This is a genomic window from Mesorhizobium sp. B2-5-7, assembly GCF_006440875.1.
Classification (GTDB): Bacteria; Pseudomonadota; Alphaproteobacteria; order Rhizobiales; family Rhizobiaceae; genus Mesorhizobium; species Mesorhizobium australicum.
This window is the reverse complement of record NZ_VFUO01000001.1, coordinates 104,489-118,152: the sequence shown is the minus strand read 5'-3', so window position 1 is coordinate 118,152 and position 13,664 is coordinate 104,489. Positions and strand designations below refer to the sequence as shown.

Genomic DNA, 13,664 nt, shown 5'->3' with positions numbered 1-13,664 from the left:
GCCGCTTAATGCAGCGCCTTCACGAGCGCCCCCACCATTGCTTGCGGGCGGTAGTTGAACGTGGCCGGCGTAAGCCCGAGCCGCACCACCACCAATTGCTCAGACGGAATGATGGCGACGGTCTGTCCGTCATGGCCCTCCATCCAGTAAGTGTCCTTCGGCAGCCCGGCCGCGACGCCGGCGCCGGGGTTTTCCTCGTCGCCCGGCGCTTCGATCCATAACTGGCCCTTGCCGTAGACCTTCGAGGCGGATGCCGGCTCGCGCATCCATTCGACGAAGCCGGCCGGCAGGATTTGGTTGCCGTTCCATACACCGCCCTGCAGCAGGAACTGGCCGAAGCGGGCCCAGTCATGCGCTGTGGCGTAGAGATAGGACGAGCCGACGAAAGTGCCCTGCTCGTCGGTCTCGAGCACCGCGCTACGCATGCCGAGCGGCTCGAACAGCGCCATGCGCGGCCACGTCAATGCCTTGGCCTTGTCGCCGATCGCGTCCTGCCAGAGGCGCGACAGCATCACCGCCGTGCCACTCGAATAGGAAAACGTCTTGCCGACCTCACCGGTGAGGGGTTTGGTTGCGGCAAAGCCCGCCATGTCAGGTTCGAGATAGAGCATGCGCGTGACGTCGGCGACGTCGCCATAATCCTCGTTGAACTCCAGCCCGCTCGACATCGCCATCATGTCGGCAAGGCTGATCGCGGCGCGGCCGTCGGCCTTCCACGACGTGAACAGGCCCTTGTTGTCGACCGTCATCTTCCCATCCTTGACCAGCGTGCCGACGATAGCGGCATTCACTGTCTTGGTCATCGACCAGCCGAGCAGCGGCGTCTTGGCCGAAAAACCGTCGCCGTAGCGTTCGGCGACGACGCGGCCGTTCTTGATCACCACGATCGCGCGCATGCCGGTGCCGGCCAGCGCGTCATCCCCGACGATTTTCGAGACCTCGAGATTTTGCGAGGCATCGACCCGCTCGCCCTCGGGCCACAGCGCGTCCTGATTGGCCGGCGATGGCGAGGCATGGATTGCCGTGCGCCGCGCCTTGCCGACATCGCCGTCGGGGACCGAGGCGCAGCCCAACCCGTCGCGGGCAACCGCCTCGCTCTTGCCGAGGAAGCCGAGCAGGCCGGCCGAAACCGTCCCCCGGTTCTTGTCGACCGAGACCCGCATCAAGCGCAGCAGCGGGTGGCCCGGCGCCTGCACGTCGACTGCCAGCACCTCGTTGGCATCGCGCCCGGCGATGAAGACGTTGGAGCAGACGATCTTGGCCGAATAGCCCGAGCCGACGCGGATCAGTTCCGGCGGCGCGATATAGAGCCAGGCAAACAGCGCGGCGATAGCCAGCACGATCAGGCCAAGCAGCCATTTGACGATCTTGACGACGAACCGCATCCCTTGCCTCCCAGGCATTCGCCTGACGCTTATGTCATCGAATTGCCGCCATTGCTTCCGCAAAATCGGGCCTCTTGTCGAGCGCCATAAACCAGATATCAACCATGATCGGCGATCACAGGGATGCATGTCGCCCAAAAGCGCGCAGCGGTTTTGGGACACGACATGCATGAAAAACGAATATGCCAGGCGATGCGTGGGGCGATCGCCTGGAGAGGGCCAGACCAGCTTCGGCCATCAGTGCACAGACCCATCAGCGACCGGCTGATTCCGGCTTGGAAGTTGCGGATGCGCCGTCTTGCGGCCCTTTTCATGCTGACACTGCTCGGCGCCTGCTCGACCGTGGACGATCTCTCGCCGCTGTCGCCATCCGCGTCGAGCAGCCCGACGGTGGCCGTGCGCGCGCCGCGCTTTGCCGATTCAAAGCCGCATGAGTGGGACAGCGGTGCGCCGTGGAACTATGCCGTCCATGGTACCGACGTGTCCAAATACCAGACCTCGGTCGATTGGCCGGCGGCCAAGGCCAGCGGCATCTCCTTCGCCTTCATCAAGGCAACGGAAGGCGGTGACCGTTTCGATGAGTATTTCAGCGAGCACTGGGCGCGCACGAAAGCCAATGGGATTCCACGCGCGGCCTATCATTTCTTCTATTTCTGCACTCCGGCAGCCACCCAGGCGCGCTGGTTCATCCAGAATGTCCCCGTCGACCGCTCCGCCATGCCGCCGGTTCTCGACATGGAATGGAACCCGAACTCGCCGACCTGCCGGCTGCGCCCCGACGCCGCCACGGTGCGCGCGGAGATGACCACCTTCCTCGAAATCGTGGAGCGGCATTACGGCAAGAAGCCGATCATCTACACCTCGGTCGACTTCTTCGACGACAATGAACTGTCGACCTTCCGCGGCTATCCCTACTGGCTGCGCTCCGTCGCCGGACACCCGCGCGAGAAATATGGTGGCCACCCTTTCACCTTCTGGCAGTACACCGGAACCGGCATCGTTCCCGGCATGACCGGCAAGTCCGACATCAACGTCTTCAACGGCTCGGAATCCGCCTGGAACAAGTGGCTGCGGCAGAACACCCGTTGACGCCGTGGCAACGGCAGCAAGCCGCGGGAATGGGGGTTGCGGCAGATCACCCTTTGACGCCGTGGCAACGGCAGCGAAGCCGCGGGAAAGGTGGTTGCGGCAGAAGACCCGTTGACACCGTGACAACGGCAGCGAGGCCGCGGGAATGGGGGTTGCGGCAGATCACCCGTTGACACCGTGACAACGGCAGCAAGCCGCGGGAATAGTGATTGCGACAGATCAGCCGTTGACACCGGGCCTGCCGCCTGCTTTCGACACAGCCAGCGCTAAAGGGTGCAACCGCTGGTAATTCAGGGCGTTGCGCTTTCAGGCACGACAATGCCCTCTCGTTTCGAAAGGAAGCTGATGCGACTGCGTTCCCAAGCCCTCGCGGCGCTGTTCTTGTGCGCCACGGCCTTGCCGGCGATGGCGCAGGAATGCGGCGGCGATTTTGAAACCTGGAAGCAGGGTGTGGCGGCGGAAGCCAAGGCTGCCGGTGTCGGCGCGGTCGGTCTTGATGCGCTGGAGGACGCCAGGATCGACGAGAGGGCTCTGGCGCGCGACCGTGCGCAGGGCGTCTTCACGCAAACCTTCGTCCAGTTTTCCAACCGCATGATCTCGGCCTACCGGCTGAAGCAAGGTGCGGCGAACATGAAGAAATACGCCGACATCTTCGCCCGCGCCGACCAGCAGTTCGGCGTCCAGGCCCCGGTCATCACCGCCTTCTGGGCGCTTGAAACGGATTTCGGCGCCGTGCAGGGCGATTTCCATACGCTGAGCGCATTGGTGACGCTGTCGCATGACTGCCGCCGCCCGCAGCTTTTCCGCCAGCAACTGGTGCCGCTCCTGGAACTGATCGATCGCGGCGTGCTGCCGACCGACGTCACCGGCGCCTGGGCCGGCGAGATCGGCCAGACGCAGATCCTGCCATCCGACTATCTCGCGCGGGGCATCGATGGCGACGGCGACGGCAAAATCGATCTGCGCGGCTCCGTGCCCGACGTGATCATGACCACGGGCAACAAGGTGCTGTCGCGCGGCTGGAAGCGGGACGAACCCTGGATCCAGGAAGTGCGTGTGCCCGAGGAGATGCCGTGGGACCAGACCGGGCGCACCAACAAATTGCCGCTGACACAGTGGGCGCAGTGGGGCGTCACCAACCCCGACGGCTCGCCGCTGGCCGACAAGGGGCTGAAGGCCGGCCTGGCGCTGCCCATGGGCCGCAAGGGCCCGGCCTTCCTCACCTACGAGAATTTCGACGTCTATCTCGAATGGAACCAGTCCTTCACCTACGCGCTGACCGCGGCCAATCTCGCCGCGCGGCTGGCGGGCGCGCCGCCGCTTGACCCGCGCAATCCCGAGCCCGGCCTCAACAATGAGCAGATGAAAGAACTGCAGACCAAGCTCGAAGCCAGGGGCTACGACGTCGGCACCGTCGACGGCATTTTGGGCACCAACACCCGTGAAGCCATCCGCAAGGAGCAGATGCGCCTCGGCATGCCGGTCGATGGCTGGCCGACCCCGGAGCTTTTGGGAAAATTGTGAAGAGAGCGAGTAGTGAGTAGTGAGTAGTGAGTAGTGAGTAGTGAGTAGTGAGTAGTGAGTAGTGAGATATAGAGATTCCCTGCTGACTACTGACTACTGACTACTCATGACTACTGACTACTCATGACTACTGACTACTCATGACTACTGACTACTCACCCCTTTTTTCCTAATCCGCCATCGTCTCCAAACTCGCGAACCCCACCGGCGCGTCGCCCTCGTCGAAGGGCGTCGTGACCTCGACGAAGGTATCGGGATAGAAGCCGTTGAAGCGGGTCCTCAGCGACAGCGAATAGGCGCCGATATGGCCGATCTCGATCCAGTCGCCGGTGTCGACGGTCTCTGGCAGCCAGAACGGCCGTGACAGGATATCGACGGAATCGCAGGTCGCGCCGCAGACCTTGAACGGCACGATGTTCTTCTCATCGCCATTGCGCGTACGGATCGCCGGATCGGGGATAAACCGCGCCGGCAGCGTGATCTTGCCGGTCCAGGAATCCGACAGCGAGGCCCAGATGCCGTCATTGATGTAGAGCCGCTTGCCCTTGCGCAACAGCACCCGCACGATCAGCGACAGGCAGCGCGCCACGATCACCCGGCCCGGCTCCGCCACCAGCGGTATCTGATCGAACTGGTACTCCTTCAGGTCGCCTGACAGCCGTGACATGATCTGGCCGAGCGACGGCATCTCGATCTGCTTGCGGTTGGGATCATGTCCGTATTCGGCCGGAAAGCCGCCGCCGACGTCGAGCCCGGCAATGTCGAAGGTCAGCCGGTTGCGCACCCAGTCGGCCGAGGCCAGCGCCCGCTCATAGGTGTCGGGATCCTCGATCTGGCTGCCGACATGGAAACACAGGCCGACCTTGTAGCCGGTGCGGTTCAGCCGCTCGGCGAGTTCGACCGCATAGGCAGGCCCGGCGCCGAATTTCTTGGACAGCTCGTAGGCGGCATGGCCCTTTGTCTGCACACGCACGAAGACGCTGACCGCGCCCGGGTCAATATCGAGCGCCCGCACCACACGGGTCAGCTTGGTGATCTCGTCCTCATGGTCGAGCGAGATGACGCGAATGCCGTATTTCTCCAAAGCCAGCTTGATGTCCGACTGCGCCTTGACGGGATGCATGTAGAGCATTTCCGCATCGGGCGAGACGGCGCGCACGGCGGCGAACTCGCCTGGTGAAGCGACGTCGAAGGCGGTGACGCCGGCCTCGACCAGCGTCTTCAGCACGATCTGCTCGCCATTGGTCTTGACCGCGTAGGCGGTCTTGCCGGGGAACATGCCCATGAACTGCTTCGCATCCGCCTTCAAGACCTGCGGGCGGAAGCAGTAGACCGGGTCGTCCGGGCGAAGCGCCAGTGCAGCCTCGCTTGCATTCTCGAATCGCTGCATGGACGAATCCTCGACTTCAGCTCGCACAATTAATCCAAGCTAGCGGCTAGCGCATGACCCCGAAAGTTAATTTCGACTTCGGAAGGGATCATGCGCCAGGGATGAGCCTTGCAAGCGTCCTTTGCGCATCTCTGGAGGCGCGCGGCGCTGCAACGAAAACAATTCTGTGTCTCGTGCTCCTGACGGCACGGCACTGGCCTTTGCCGAAAGGCTTGGCTGCCGGTCGGGTTTCGGGTGGCCCTTGCCCCCGGACCAGATATGGCTTCCGCCTGTCGGCTGGCATTCCGGCTGTCTGGAGAGGATTCATATGGCAGTGACCGCTGTATCTGCGCCACGCGGACCGATGACGCTCAGGGACTGGGGGCAATTGCTGCTGCTCGGCGCCATCTGGGGCGGCTCGTTCTTCTTCGCCCGCATCGCGGTGGCGGAGCTTCAACCGCTGGTGCTGGTGCTGTTTCGCGTCGCCATCGCAGCGATCGCGCTGCAGCTCTATCTCGGCTTGCGCGGACCGTCCTTCCGCCTCGCTCTGCCGCATGCCGGCCTGTTCTTCCTGCTGGCCTTCACCAACAATGTCGTCCCGTTCTCGCTGATCTTTGCCGGTCAAACCCAACTGGGGGCCGGCGTCGCTTCCGTCCTCAATGCCACGACGCCGTTCTGGACGCTGCTCCTGGCCAACGCGTTGACATCAGATGAAAAGCTGTCTTGGAACAAGCTCGCCGGCATCGGGCTCGGTGTCGCCGGCACCGCCGTGATGATCGGTCCCGGCCTGCTGGCGGGGCTCGGCGGCCCTGTTTGGGCCAAATTCGCGCTGATCGGCGCCTCGCTGTCCTACGGTATCGCGCTGATGGTCGCCCGCCGTTTCAAGGGCGTGCCCTCGCCAGTCGTCGCCACCGGGCAATTGACGGCTTCGACCATCATCATGATCCCGGTGGTGCTCTTCGCCCATGGCCCGGCCGGCCTGTTCTCCGCCTCGCCGCCGGTGTGGGCGGCGGTGCTGGCGCTGGCGCTTCTTTCGACGGCCTTCGCCTACATCCTCTACTTCAACCTCCTCGCCTCGGCCGGGGCAACCAACGCCTCGCTGGTCACGCTGATCGTGCCGGCCAGTGCCATGCTGCTCGGCTTTCTTTTCCTTGGCGAGCGGCTGGAATCGTTCGAGATCGGCGGTGTGGTGCTGATCGGACTTGGTCTTCTGACAATCGACGGGCGAGTGTTCGGACGGCGTTAGAACTCGGCATGTGCAATCGCGAAAGTCGAAGGCGACTTTCGCGAGGGTAGCGCTGCCATGACACAGCATCGACACGCCACCGCCATAATTTATTCACAGGCATGAAGCGGGTTTTTGCCAAGGAGTTTCAACGGCTAACGGCGAAACCGAAGTCGCAAAATCCACAATCACGTCGCAATGCAGCACATTTTCCGCTTGCCTGTGGCACAAATGAACCTAGACTCCAGGGCATAGCTCTTTAAGAGGAGGCTATGTCATGGGACTTACGAGGCCAATCAACGCATTGATGATTTGTGCTGCGTTTGCTTTCATCGGCGCCCTCATTATGGGCGTCCTTCCCTGAACCCGCCAAGACGGGGAAGACCAGCACCAAATAGTCCAACCGATTCGAAAGGCCGGGTTTTTACCCGGCCTTTTGCTTACCTGACTGATCCTCAGGCAGCAGCGGAGCCCGCCACCTCCGAATCGTGCGAGCGGATGCCGATCATATGGCAGACCGCGAAGACGAGGTCGGCCCGGTTCATTGTGTAGAAGTGGAAATCGCCCACGCCGCGCTCGACCAGATCCAGCACCTGTTCGGCGGCGACGGCGGATGCCACCAACGCATGCGTCTGAGGGTCGTTCTGCAGGCCGTCGAAACGCTCGGCCAGCCATGCCGGCACCAGCGCGCCGCAGCGCGCCGAGAAATTGGCGACCTGGGTGAAATTGTGCACCGGCAAGATGCCGGGAACGATCGGGATGTAGATGCCGGCGCGGCGCGCGCGCTCGACGTAACGTTCGTAGAGATCGTTGTCGAAGAAGAACTGGGTGATCGCCCGCGTCGCGCCGTTGTCGACCTTGCGCTTCAGCATGTCGATGTCGGTGGCGAAGTCAGGGCTTTCCGGATGCTTTTCCGGATAGGCCGAAACCGAGATGTCGAAATCGCCGGCGTCCTTCAGCGCCCCGACCAGCTCGGCGCCGTTGGCGTAGCCGTCCGGATGCGGTCGGTAGGCGGCGCCGACGCCTTCCGCCGGATCGCCGCGCAAGGCGACGAAGCGTTTCACCCCCATGTCGGTGAATTCCTGGATCACGGCGTCGACCTGATGGCGAGCCGCATCGACGCAAGTCATGTGCGCGGCCGGCGTCAGGCTGGTCTCCTTCAGGATACGGCCGATGGTGCGAGCCGTGCGCTCACGCGTCGAACCGCCGGCGCCATAGGTCACCGAGACGAATTTCGGCTGCAGCGGCTCGAGCCTTGTGACCGTATCCCACAGCCTTGCCTCCATCTCGTCGTTCTTCGGCGGGAAGAACTCGAACGAAACCCTGACCTTGTCGCCGATATCGGGCCGGCGGGAAAAACGAAACTGGTTCATCAGGCGATTTCCCCTATCGAGCTCACTCTGGTCTGCTGGCTGGCATTGGCAGGATCGGCGATCAGCAGGCGCCGGTCGCGGCCAAGCCAAAGCTTGACGGTGAGCCTGGCCTCGTTGCCGCCGCGCGGTTCGAACTCCTGGGCATCCTCGAGATCGAGGCCGGCTTCGGAGAACCACTCTCCGATCTGCCGGTCGGAAAAGCCCAGCCGCATATGCGCATGCTCGTCGCGCAGGAATTCCAGTGTGTGCGGCGCGAAATCGACGATGACGAGACGGCCGGCCGGCCGAAGCAGCCGCGCCGCCTCATGGATGGCGCGGGCCGGGTCGTCGAGATAGTGCAGCACCTGGTGGATGGTGACGAGATCGAAGGCATCGCGCTCGACCGGCGGCGAAAAGATATCGCCCTGCCGCACCTGCGCGTTCGAAACGCCGGCCTTGTCGAGATTGGCGCGCGCCACGGTCAGCATCTCTCGCGACATGTCGATGCCGATCCCCCGCCGGTAGAGCGGCGAGAAGATTTCGAGCAGCCGCCCGGTGCCGGTGCCAAGGTCGAGCATGGACTGGAACGGCCGCTTGCCGACCAGCTTCAGCATCGCGGCCTCCACCGCACGATCGGGCACATGCAGCGAGCGGATATGATCCCAGCTTGCGGCGTTCTGCGAAAAGTACGCGGTGGCGCGGTCCTGGCGCTTGCGCTTGACCGAGGTCAGTCGCTCCAGATCGCGCTCGATCTGCGGATCGGCGCCGCGAATGCCGGCAACCAGCCTCATCACGAAGTCTCGCGCCGAATCGGCGTCCGACAGGCGAAAGAAGGCCCACGACCCTTCCTGGTAGCGGCCGATCAGCCCCGCCTCGAGCAGCAGCTTCAGGTGGCGCGAGACACGCGGCTGCGACTGGCCGAGAATTTCGGTAAGGTCGGAAACGGTGAGGTCGCCACGCGACAACAATGCCAATATGCGCAGGCGGCTGGATTCGGCCGCCGCCTTCAGCGTATCCACCATGGTGTCGAGCGAGACATGCATCAGCGTATTCTCTTTGAAAAGATATAAACATATGTTTATGTCGAATTCGGCGACCTTGCAAGCGCTATGTCGCTTCCGGACCAGAAAATGCCGCATGCGTGATTTCCCGGTCCGGGTCAGCCCGAAACGTCTAGCGGTTTGAGACAATGGCAGGCACCAGCACAGAGACAGGCAATGACCGAACCGCGTGAGATGTTCGAGGCACGCGAAGGCGAGCAGAGACTGGACCAGAATCCGGCCTTGATGCCGCCGGATGCCGGCATCGTCTTCATCGGCCGTATTGCCTCGTCGTGGACCACCCGGGATAGCTGCCCGAAGAACATGCGCGCGGCGCGCGAGGCGGGACAGCCCGCGGCGCTGACCATCGATGCGCCCTATCGTGCGGGCCTTCGCGGGCTGGAGCGGGCCAGCCACGTCGTCATCCTGTCCTGGCTGCACCACGCGCCGCGGAATCTGATTGTGCAAAAACCCCGCCATGCGGCTGAAGCGAAAGGCGTATTCGGCCTGCGCTCCCCTGCCCGGCCGAACCCGGTCGGCCTGCACGTGGCCAAACTCGTCGGATTGGACATCGGCACCGGGCGCGTCGACTTCGACGCCATTGACGTGCTCGACGGCACGCCGGTCATCGACATCAAACCATATTTCGCCTCGACCGATGCCATTGCCGAGGCGACCGTTGAGGGGCGCGGGGAGCAATGACCGCGCCCACCGGCCGCCGCCGCGCCATCGCCAAGGCTTTGACAGCACTTCTGCCGCTGGCGCCTTATGCCGACATGGAGAAGATCCGCACCGACGCCGGCTCGGTCCATATGAAAACCTTGCCGCCGACGATCGCGGTATGGCTGGCGACGATCGCCCACATCCGCCACATGCACACCGATTACGAAAAGCTGCTGGCCGAGGGCTACGACCGCGACTCCGCCCGTTTCTTCGTCATCGACCAAACCAACACCATGCTCACGCGCTGGCGCGCCACGCGCCTGCTCGACGCCGACGACGAGGAGGAATGAGGCCACTGCCGGGGAGATGGCGCTCTGCGTCTTGTTCAAAAAGATTCCCCCTCGCCTCTGGAAAATCACGGAACAGGCCGTATATGCCCGAAAGCGGAGAAGCCTCCGCTTCCATCCAGAAATTGCGCCCCGCAGGGGCAAGGATTCCACACATGACATCAAAGGTTTGGTTCATCACCGGATCGTCGAAAGGCTTTGGCCGCGTCTGGGCCGAGGCCGCACTGGCGCGTGGCGACCGCGTTGCAGCGACCGCCCGCGACACCGCCACGCTCGCCGATCTCGTCGATAGATACGGCGACAACATCGCCGCCATAAAGCTCGACGTCACCGACAAGAAAGCCGTCGATGCCGCTGTCGCCGAGGCGCACAAGCGCTTTGGCCGGCTCGACGTCGTCATCAACAATGCCGGCTACGGCCATTTCGGCGCCATCGAGGAAGTCAGCGAACAGGAAGCCCGCGACCAGATCGAGACCAATGTGTTCGGCGCGCTGTGGGTTACCCAGGCTGTCCTGCCGATCATGCGGGCGCAGCGCTCCGGCCACATCATCCAGATCTCGTCGATCGGCGGCGTCAATGCCTTTGCCTCGCTCGGCCTCTACCATGCCTCGAAATGGGCGCTGGAAGCCTTCAGCCAGTCGCTCAGCATCGAGGTCGCGGAATTCGGCATCCATGTCACGCTGGTCGAGCCGGGCGGCTTCTCCACCGACTGGTCGGGAGCATCGGCCAAGGTCTCCAAGCCGATCGAGGCCTATGCGCCCGCCCGCGCCAAGATGGCCGAGCGCCGCGCCAACTCGGTTGCTGGCGATCCCGAGGCGACCGGGCCGGCGATGCTGGCCATCGTCGATGCGGCAGAGCCGCCGCTGAGGGTGTTCTTCGGCGATGGCGGCCTGCCGATGATACGCCAGGAATACGCCAACCGCCTCGCCACCTGGGACAAGTGGGACCACGTCTCCGTCATGGCGCAAGGCGTCAACAAGAACCGCAAGGGCTGACACCCAAAATAATAGTTACGCCGCTACTGAGCGGCGTAGCTATGCCTTGTAAATCCATTGCTCCGGCACACGCACCGAAATCTCTTCGCCGACCCTGACCACGCCGGGTTTTTCAACCCAGGCGACAAGGCCACGCAGCCGCTTCGCCGTCTGCGGGAAGAGCAGCGCGGCTGCATCGCGATCCGATGCATGGACATGCGTGGCGATGGATTGCCCGGCGACCCGGCACGGCTTGTTCTGCGCGTCGATTTTGATCGTCAGGCCCCCTTGGAAGAACATCAGTGAGCCGGCCGGCAGCATCGACAGACGTGGCACGCCCCCGATCAGCATATTGGCGCCGATCCATTCCGGCTTGATCTCCTCCAGGCCGATGCGCTCGGCGACGATCGAAAGCTCGTCGGCGGCGACCAGCGACAATTGCCGCTCGTTGCGCATCTCCGTGCCGCGCGGATACCAAGGCTCGCGCCCACCGGAACGCCGCGTCATTCCGGAATGGAAGTCATTCGCGATTCCGTCGAAGCCAAGATGCAATTCCTCGACGGCTTTCGTCTCGAAATGATCGGACGGAGCGGCATAGAGCGCCACTGCCTTTGCCGTCAGCTTGCGGCCCGGGACGATGTCGATCGTGGGCTCGGCAGTTGGAAAAAGTTCTAGGTTTGTTTCCTGCATGCTGCTGGTCTAGAGGCCTCGGACAATACGGTCCAGTCTAAAGCGCTGATGATCCGATCACTGCGTTTGATGCCGATCACGACGTTATTACCGGAAATGCCGTCATGTTGCAGCGAGCGCGTCCCATTGCCGCCGCGCCGCCTATATATATTCGGCGCCAGTCGGGAGGAGGAGGTTCGCATGCAGGTTGGACAGGCCATCGCAGCGCTCTGGCTGTTCTGGGTGGTATCCTGGATCGTCGCTGCATCCTGGGCCGATCCAGCCCAAAAGCGCGCCACCATCGGGGCGGAGGCCCGCTATCGCGTCTTCTGGCTGGCCGGCACCGTCCTGCTGTTCGTTCCAGCGCACGGCTATGAAGGCAGGCTGAGATTGTGGACGCCGACCCTTGCCGAAGCCTGGGTCTGCGTTGCCCTGATCGCGGTCGGCATCGGCTTCGCATGGTGGGCACGCATCCATCTCGGGCGGTTGTGGTCCGCCACGGTCACAGCCAAGGCGGATCATCGCGTGGTCGACACCGGCCCCTATCGCCTGGTCCGGCATCCGATCTACACCGGGCTGCTGCTGGCTGTGGTTGCCACCATGGCGGCAAAGGGCACGGTCTGGGGCATTGCAGGTACGGCCCTGCTCATCATCGGCGTCGTCATCAAGGCGAGGCTGGAGGAGCGTTTCCTGCGCGACGAACTCGGACCCGCCTATGACGATTACGCCAAGCGGGTGCCGATGCTGGTTCCCTTCACGCCGGCCTAGCGCGGCATCACCTCAGAGCATTCTCAGCAGCGCGCCACCGATCGAATATCCCGCACCGAAGGCGCAGATCAGGCCGTGATCGCCCGGTTTCATGTCGGCATGGTTCTCCGACAGCGCGATGATGGCTCCCGCGCCCGCCGTGTTGCCGAGCCGCTCCAGCACCATCGGCGCGCGGTCATGGCCGACATCGTGGCCGAACGCCAGTTTCAGGATCATCGCATTCATGCGCGCATTGGCCTGGTGCAGCCAGAAGCGCCGCACCGCCTGCGGCGTCAGCCCGTGTTCGGCGAGGAATTCGACGATGAATTTGTGCCCGGCGACGGTCACTTCCTTGAACACCTTGTTGCCGACCTGCTTGATGAGGTTGCCTTCCAGGTCGATCCTGTAGGGATCGTCCTGAGCGGTGCGGGTATGATAGCCGAGATTGGTGCGGATGTTGTTCGACATCTGCGTCCATATGCGCGTGTCCAGCACCTCGAAGCGGCCCGGCCGCCTCTCACCCTGGGCAAGCCCCTCCACCACCATCGACACCGAAGCGTCCCCGAAGATGAAATGCGTCTGCCGGTCGCGGAAATTGAGATGGCCGGTGATGATTTCCGGCGTCGTCACCAGGATGCGCTTGTGCGCGCCCGAGCGCACCAGATTGACCGCCATGTGCAGCGCAGCCGCGGCCGACGAACAGCCAAGCCCCATGTCGAAGCCCGCACCCCTCGTGCCCAGCGCCTCCTGCATTTCGATAGCGATCGCCGGATATGGCCTCTGCTGATGAGAGGACGAGCAGATCACCAGATCGATGTCCGAGGCCTCGACCCCGGCGTGGTCGATCGCCTTCCCAGCCGAAGCGATGCCGAATTCCGCCTGCAGCGAGAGCGCGTCGTCCGGACGCGCCGGAATGCGCGGCGCCATGCGGGTCGGGTCGAGAATGCCTTCACGCTCGACCACGTGGCGGGACTTCACACCTGAAGCATGAACGATGAAGTCGGCATCCGATTTCTGCAGCAGCGTCTCGCCGGTATCCTGGCGCCGCGCGTTCTCCGTGTCGACCCAGGCATTGAAGCTGGCGACCAGTTCCTCATTCGTGATGACAGGCTTGGGAATTTCAGCGCCGATGCCGCTGATGATGACGCGATGCATGTTTAAGTCCGTCCATCCGCGGGCGTTGCGGCTTGATGTGGGCGCCGAAACGTTCCGGCGCAACATTTTTCTCACTCGGCCGGTTTACGCCGGCTTAAACCAAGGTTTAGGCCGGCTTAAACCAA

At 63.3% G+C, this 13,664-nt stretch carries 13 protein-coding genes; 7 read left to right on the top strand and 6 right to left on the bottom strand.

Features of this window, described 5'->3' with window-relative positions:
• Positions 1-5: 5 nt before the first annotated feature.
• Positions 6-1,385, bottom strand: coding sequence for a serine hydrolase (locus FJ543_RS00520; RefSeq protein ID WP_140873318.1), 1,380 nt, complete (start codon positions 1,383-1,385; stop codon positions 6-8).
• Positions 1,386-1,673: 288 nt separating this feature from the next.
• Here FJ543_RS00520 and FJ543_RS00515 point away from each other — a divergent pair, with 288 nt between their 5' ends.
• The gene (locus FJ543_RS00515) at positions 1,674-2,474 is read left to right on the top strand and encodes a GH25 family lysozyme (RefSeq protein WP_140714557.1); all 801 of its coding nucleotides are present in this window, start codon (positions 1,674-1,676) and stop codon (positions 2,472-2,474) included.
• A 345-nt stretch (positions 2,475-2,819) separates the two neighbouring features.
• Positions 2,820-3,998 carry a lytic murein transglycosylase gene (locus FJ543_RS00510; RefSeq protein WP_140873316.1) on the top strand — a complete coding sequence of 393 codons (1,179 nt, stop codon included), beginning with the start codon at positions 2,820-2,822 and terminating at the stop codon, positions 3,996-3,998.
• Between the two features lie 169 nt (positions 3,999-4,167).
• On the opposite strand, the gene FJ543_RS00505 is transcribed toward FJ543_RS00510, so the two are convergent.
• Positions 4,168-5,388 carry an alanine racemase gene (locus FJ543_RS00505; RefSeq protein ID WP_140873314.1) on the bottom strand — a complete coding sequence of 407 codons (1,221 nt, stop codon included), beginning with the start codon at positions 5,386-5,388 and terminating at the stop codon, positions 4,168-4,170.
• 307 nt (positions 5,389-5,695) lie between these two features.
• Between FJ543_RS00505 and FJ543_RS00500 the strand changes: the two genes are divergently transcribed.
• On the top strand, positions 5,696-6,613 hold the full coding sequence (locus tag FJ543_RS00500) for a DMT family transporter (RefSeq protein ID WP_140873313.1): 918 nt from the start codon (positions 5,696-5,698) through the stop codon (positions 6,611-6,613).
• Between the two features lie 434 nt (positions 6,614-7,047).
• On the opposite strand, the gene metF is transcribed toward FJ543_RS00500, so the two are convergent.
• Positions 7,048-7,965: a methylenetetrahydrofolate reductase [NAD(P)H] gene (metF, locus tag FJ543_RS00495; RefSeq protein ID WP_140873311.1), complete on the bottom strand. Its 918-nt coding sequence runs from the start codon at positions 7,963-7,965 to the stop codon at positions 7,048-7,050.
• Complete coding sequence (locus FJ543_RS00490; RefSeq protein ID WP_140726066.1) at positions 7,965-8,987, bottom strand: metalloregulator ArsR/SmtB family transcription factor; 1,023 nt, start codon at positions 8,985-8,987, stop codon at positions 7,965-7,967. The genes metF and FJ543_RS00490 overlap by 1 nt, the downstream gene beginning before the upstream one ends.
• 174 nt (positions 8,988-9,161) lie before the next feature.
• On the opposite strand from FJ543_RS00490, the gene tsaA reads away from it, so the two are divergent.
• From tsaA to FJ543_RS00475, 3 genes are all read left to right on the top strand, one after another.
• Entirely contained in the window at positions 9,162-9,686 is a 525-nt protein-coding gene (gene tsaA / locus FJ543_RS00485) for a tRNA (N6-threonylcarbamoyladenosine(37)-N6)-methyltransferase TrmO (protein WP_140873309.1), read from the top strand.
• Complete coding sequence (locus FJ543_RS00480) at positions 9,683-9,997, top strand: DUF2293 domain-containing protein (RefSeq protein ID WP_140615592.1); 315 nt, start codon at positions 9,683-9,685, stop codon at positions 9,995-9,997. Before tsaA ends, FJ543_RS00480 begins: the two co-directional genes overlap by 4 nt.
• 152 nt (positions 9,998-10,149) lie before the next feature.
• Positions 10,150-10,989: an SDR family oxidoreductase gene (locus FJ543_RS00475; RefSeq protein WP_140615590.1), complete on the top strand. Its 840-nt coding sequence runs from the start codon at positions 10,150-10,152 to the stop codon at positions 10,987-10,989.
• A 39-nt stretch (positions 10,990-11,028) separates the two neighbouring features.
• On the opposite strand, the gene FJ543_RS00470 is transcribed toward FJ543_RS00475, so the two are convergent.
• Positions 11,029-11,658 (bottom strand): MOSC domain-containing protein, encoded by a 630-nt coding sequence (locus FJ543_RS00470; protein WP_140873307.1) that lies wholly within the window; start codon positions 11,656-11,658, stop codon positions 11,029-11,031.
• Positions 11,659-11,838: 180 nt separating this feature from the next.
• On the opposite strand from FJ543_RS00470, the gene FJ543_RS00465 reads away from it, so the two are divergent.
• On the top strand, positions 11,839-12,405 hold the full coding sequence (locus FJ543_RS00465; protein WP_140873305.1) for an isoprenylcysteine carboxylmethyltransferase family protein: 567 nt from the start codon (positions 11,839-11,841) through the stop codon (positions 12,403-12,405).
• Positions 12,406-12,417: 12 nt separating this feature from the next.
• Here FJ543_RS00465 and FJ543_RS00460 read toward each other — a convergent pair whose 3' ends face one another.
• Positions 12,418-13,539, bottom strand: coding sequence for a beta-ketoacyl-ACP synthase III (locus tag FJ543_RS00460; protein ID WP_140822279.1), 1,122 nt, complete (start codon positions 13,537-13,539; stop codon positions 12,418-12,420).
• Between the last annotated feature and the right edge of the window lie 125 nt (positions 13,540-13,664).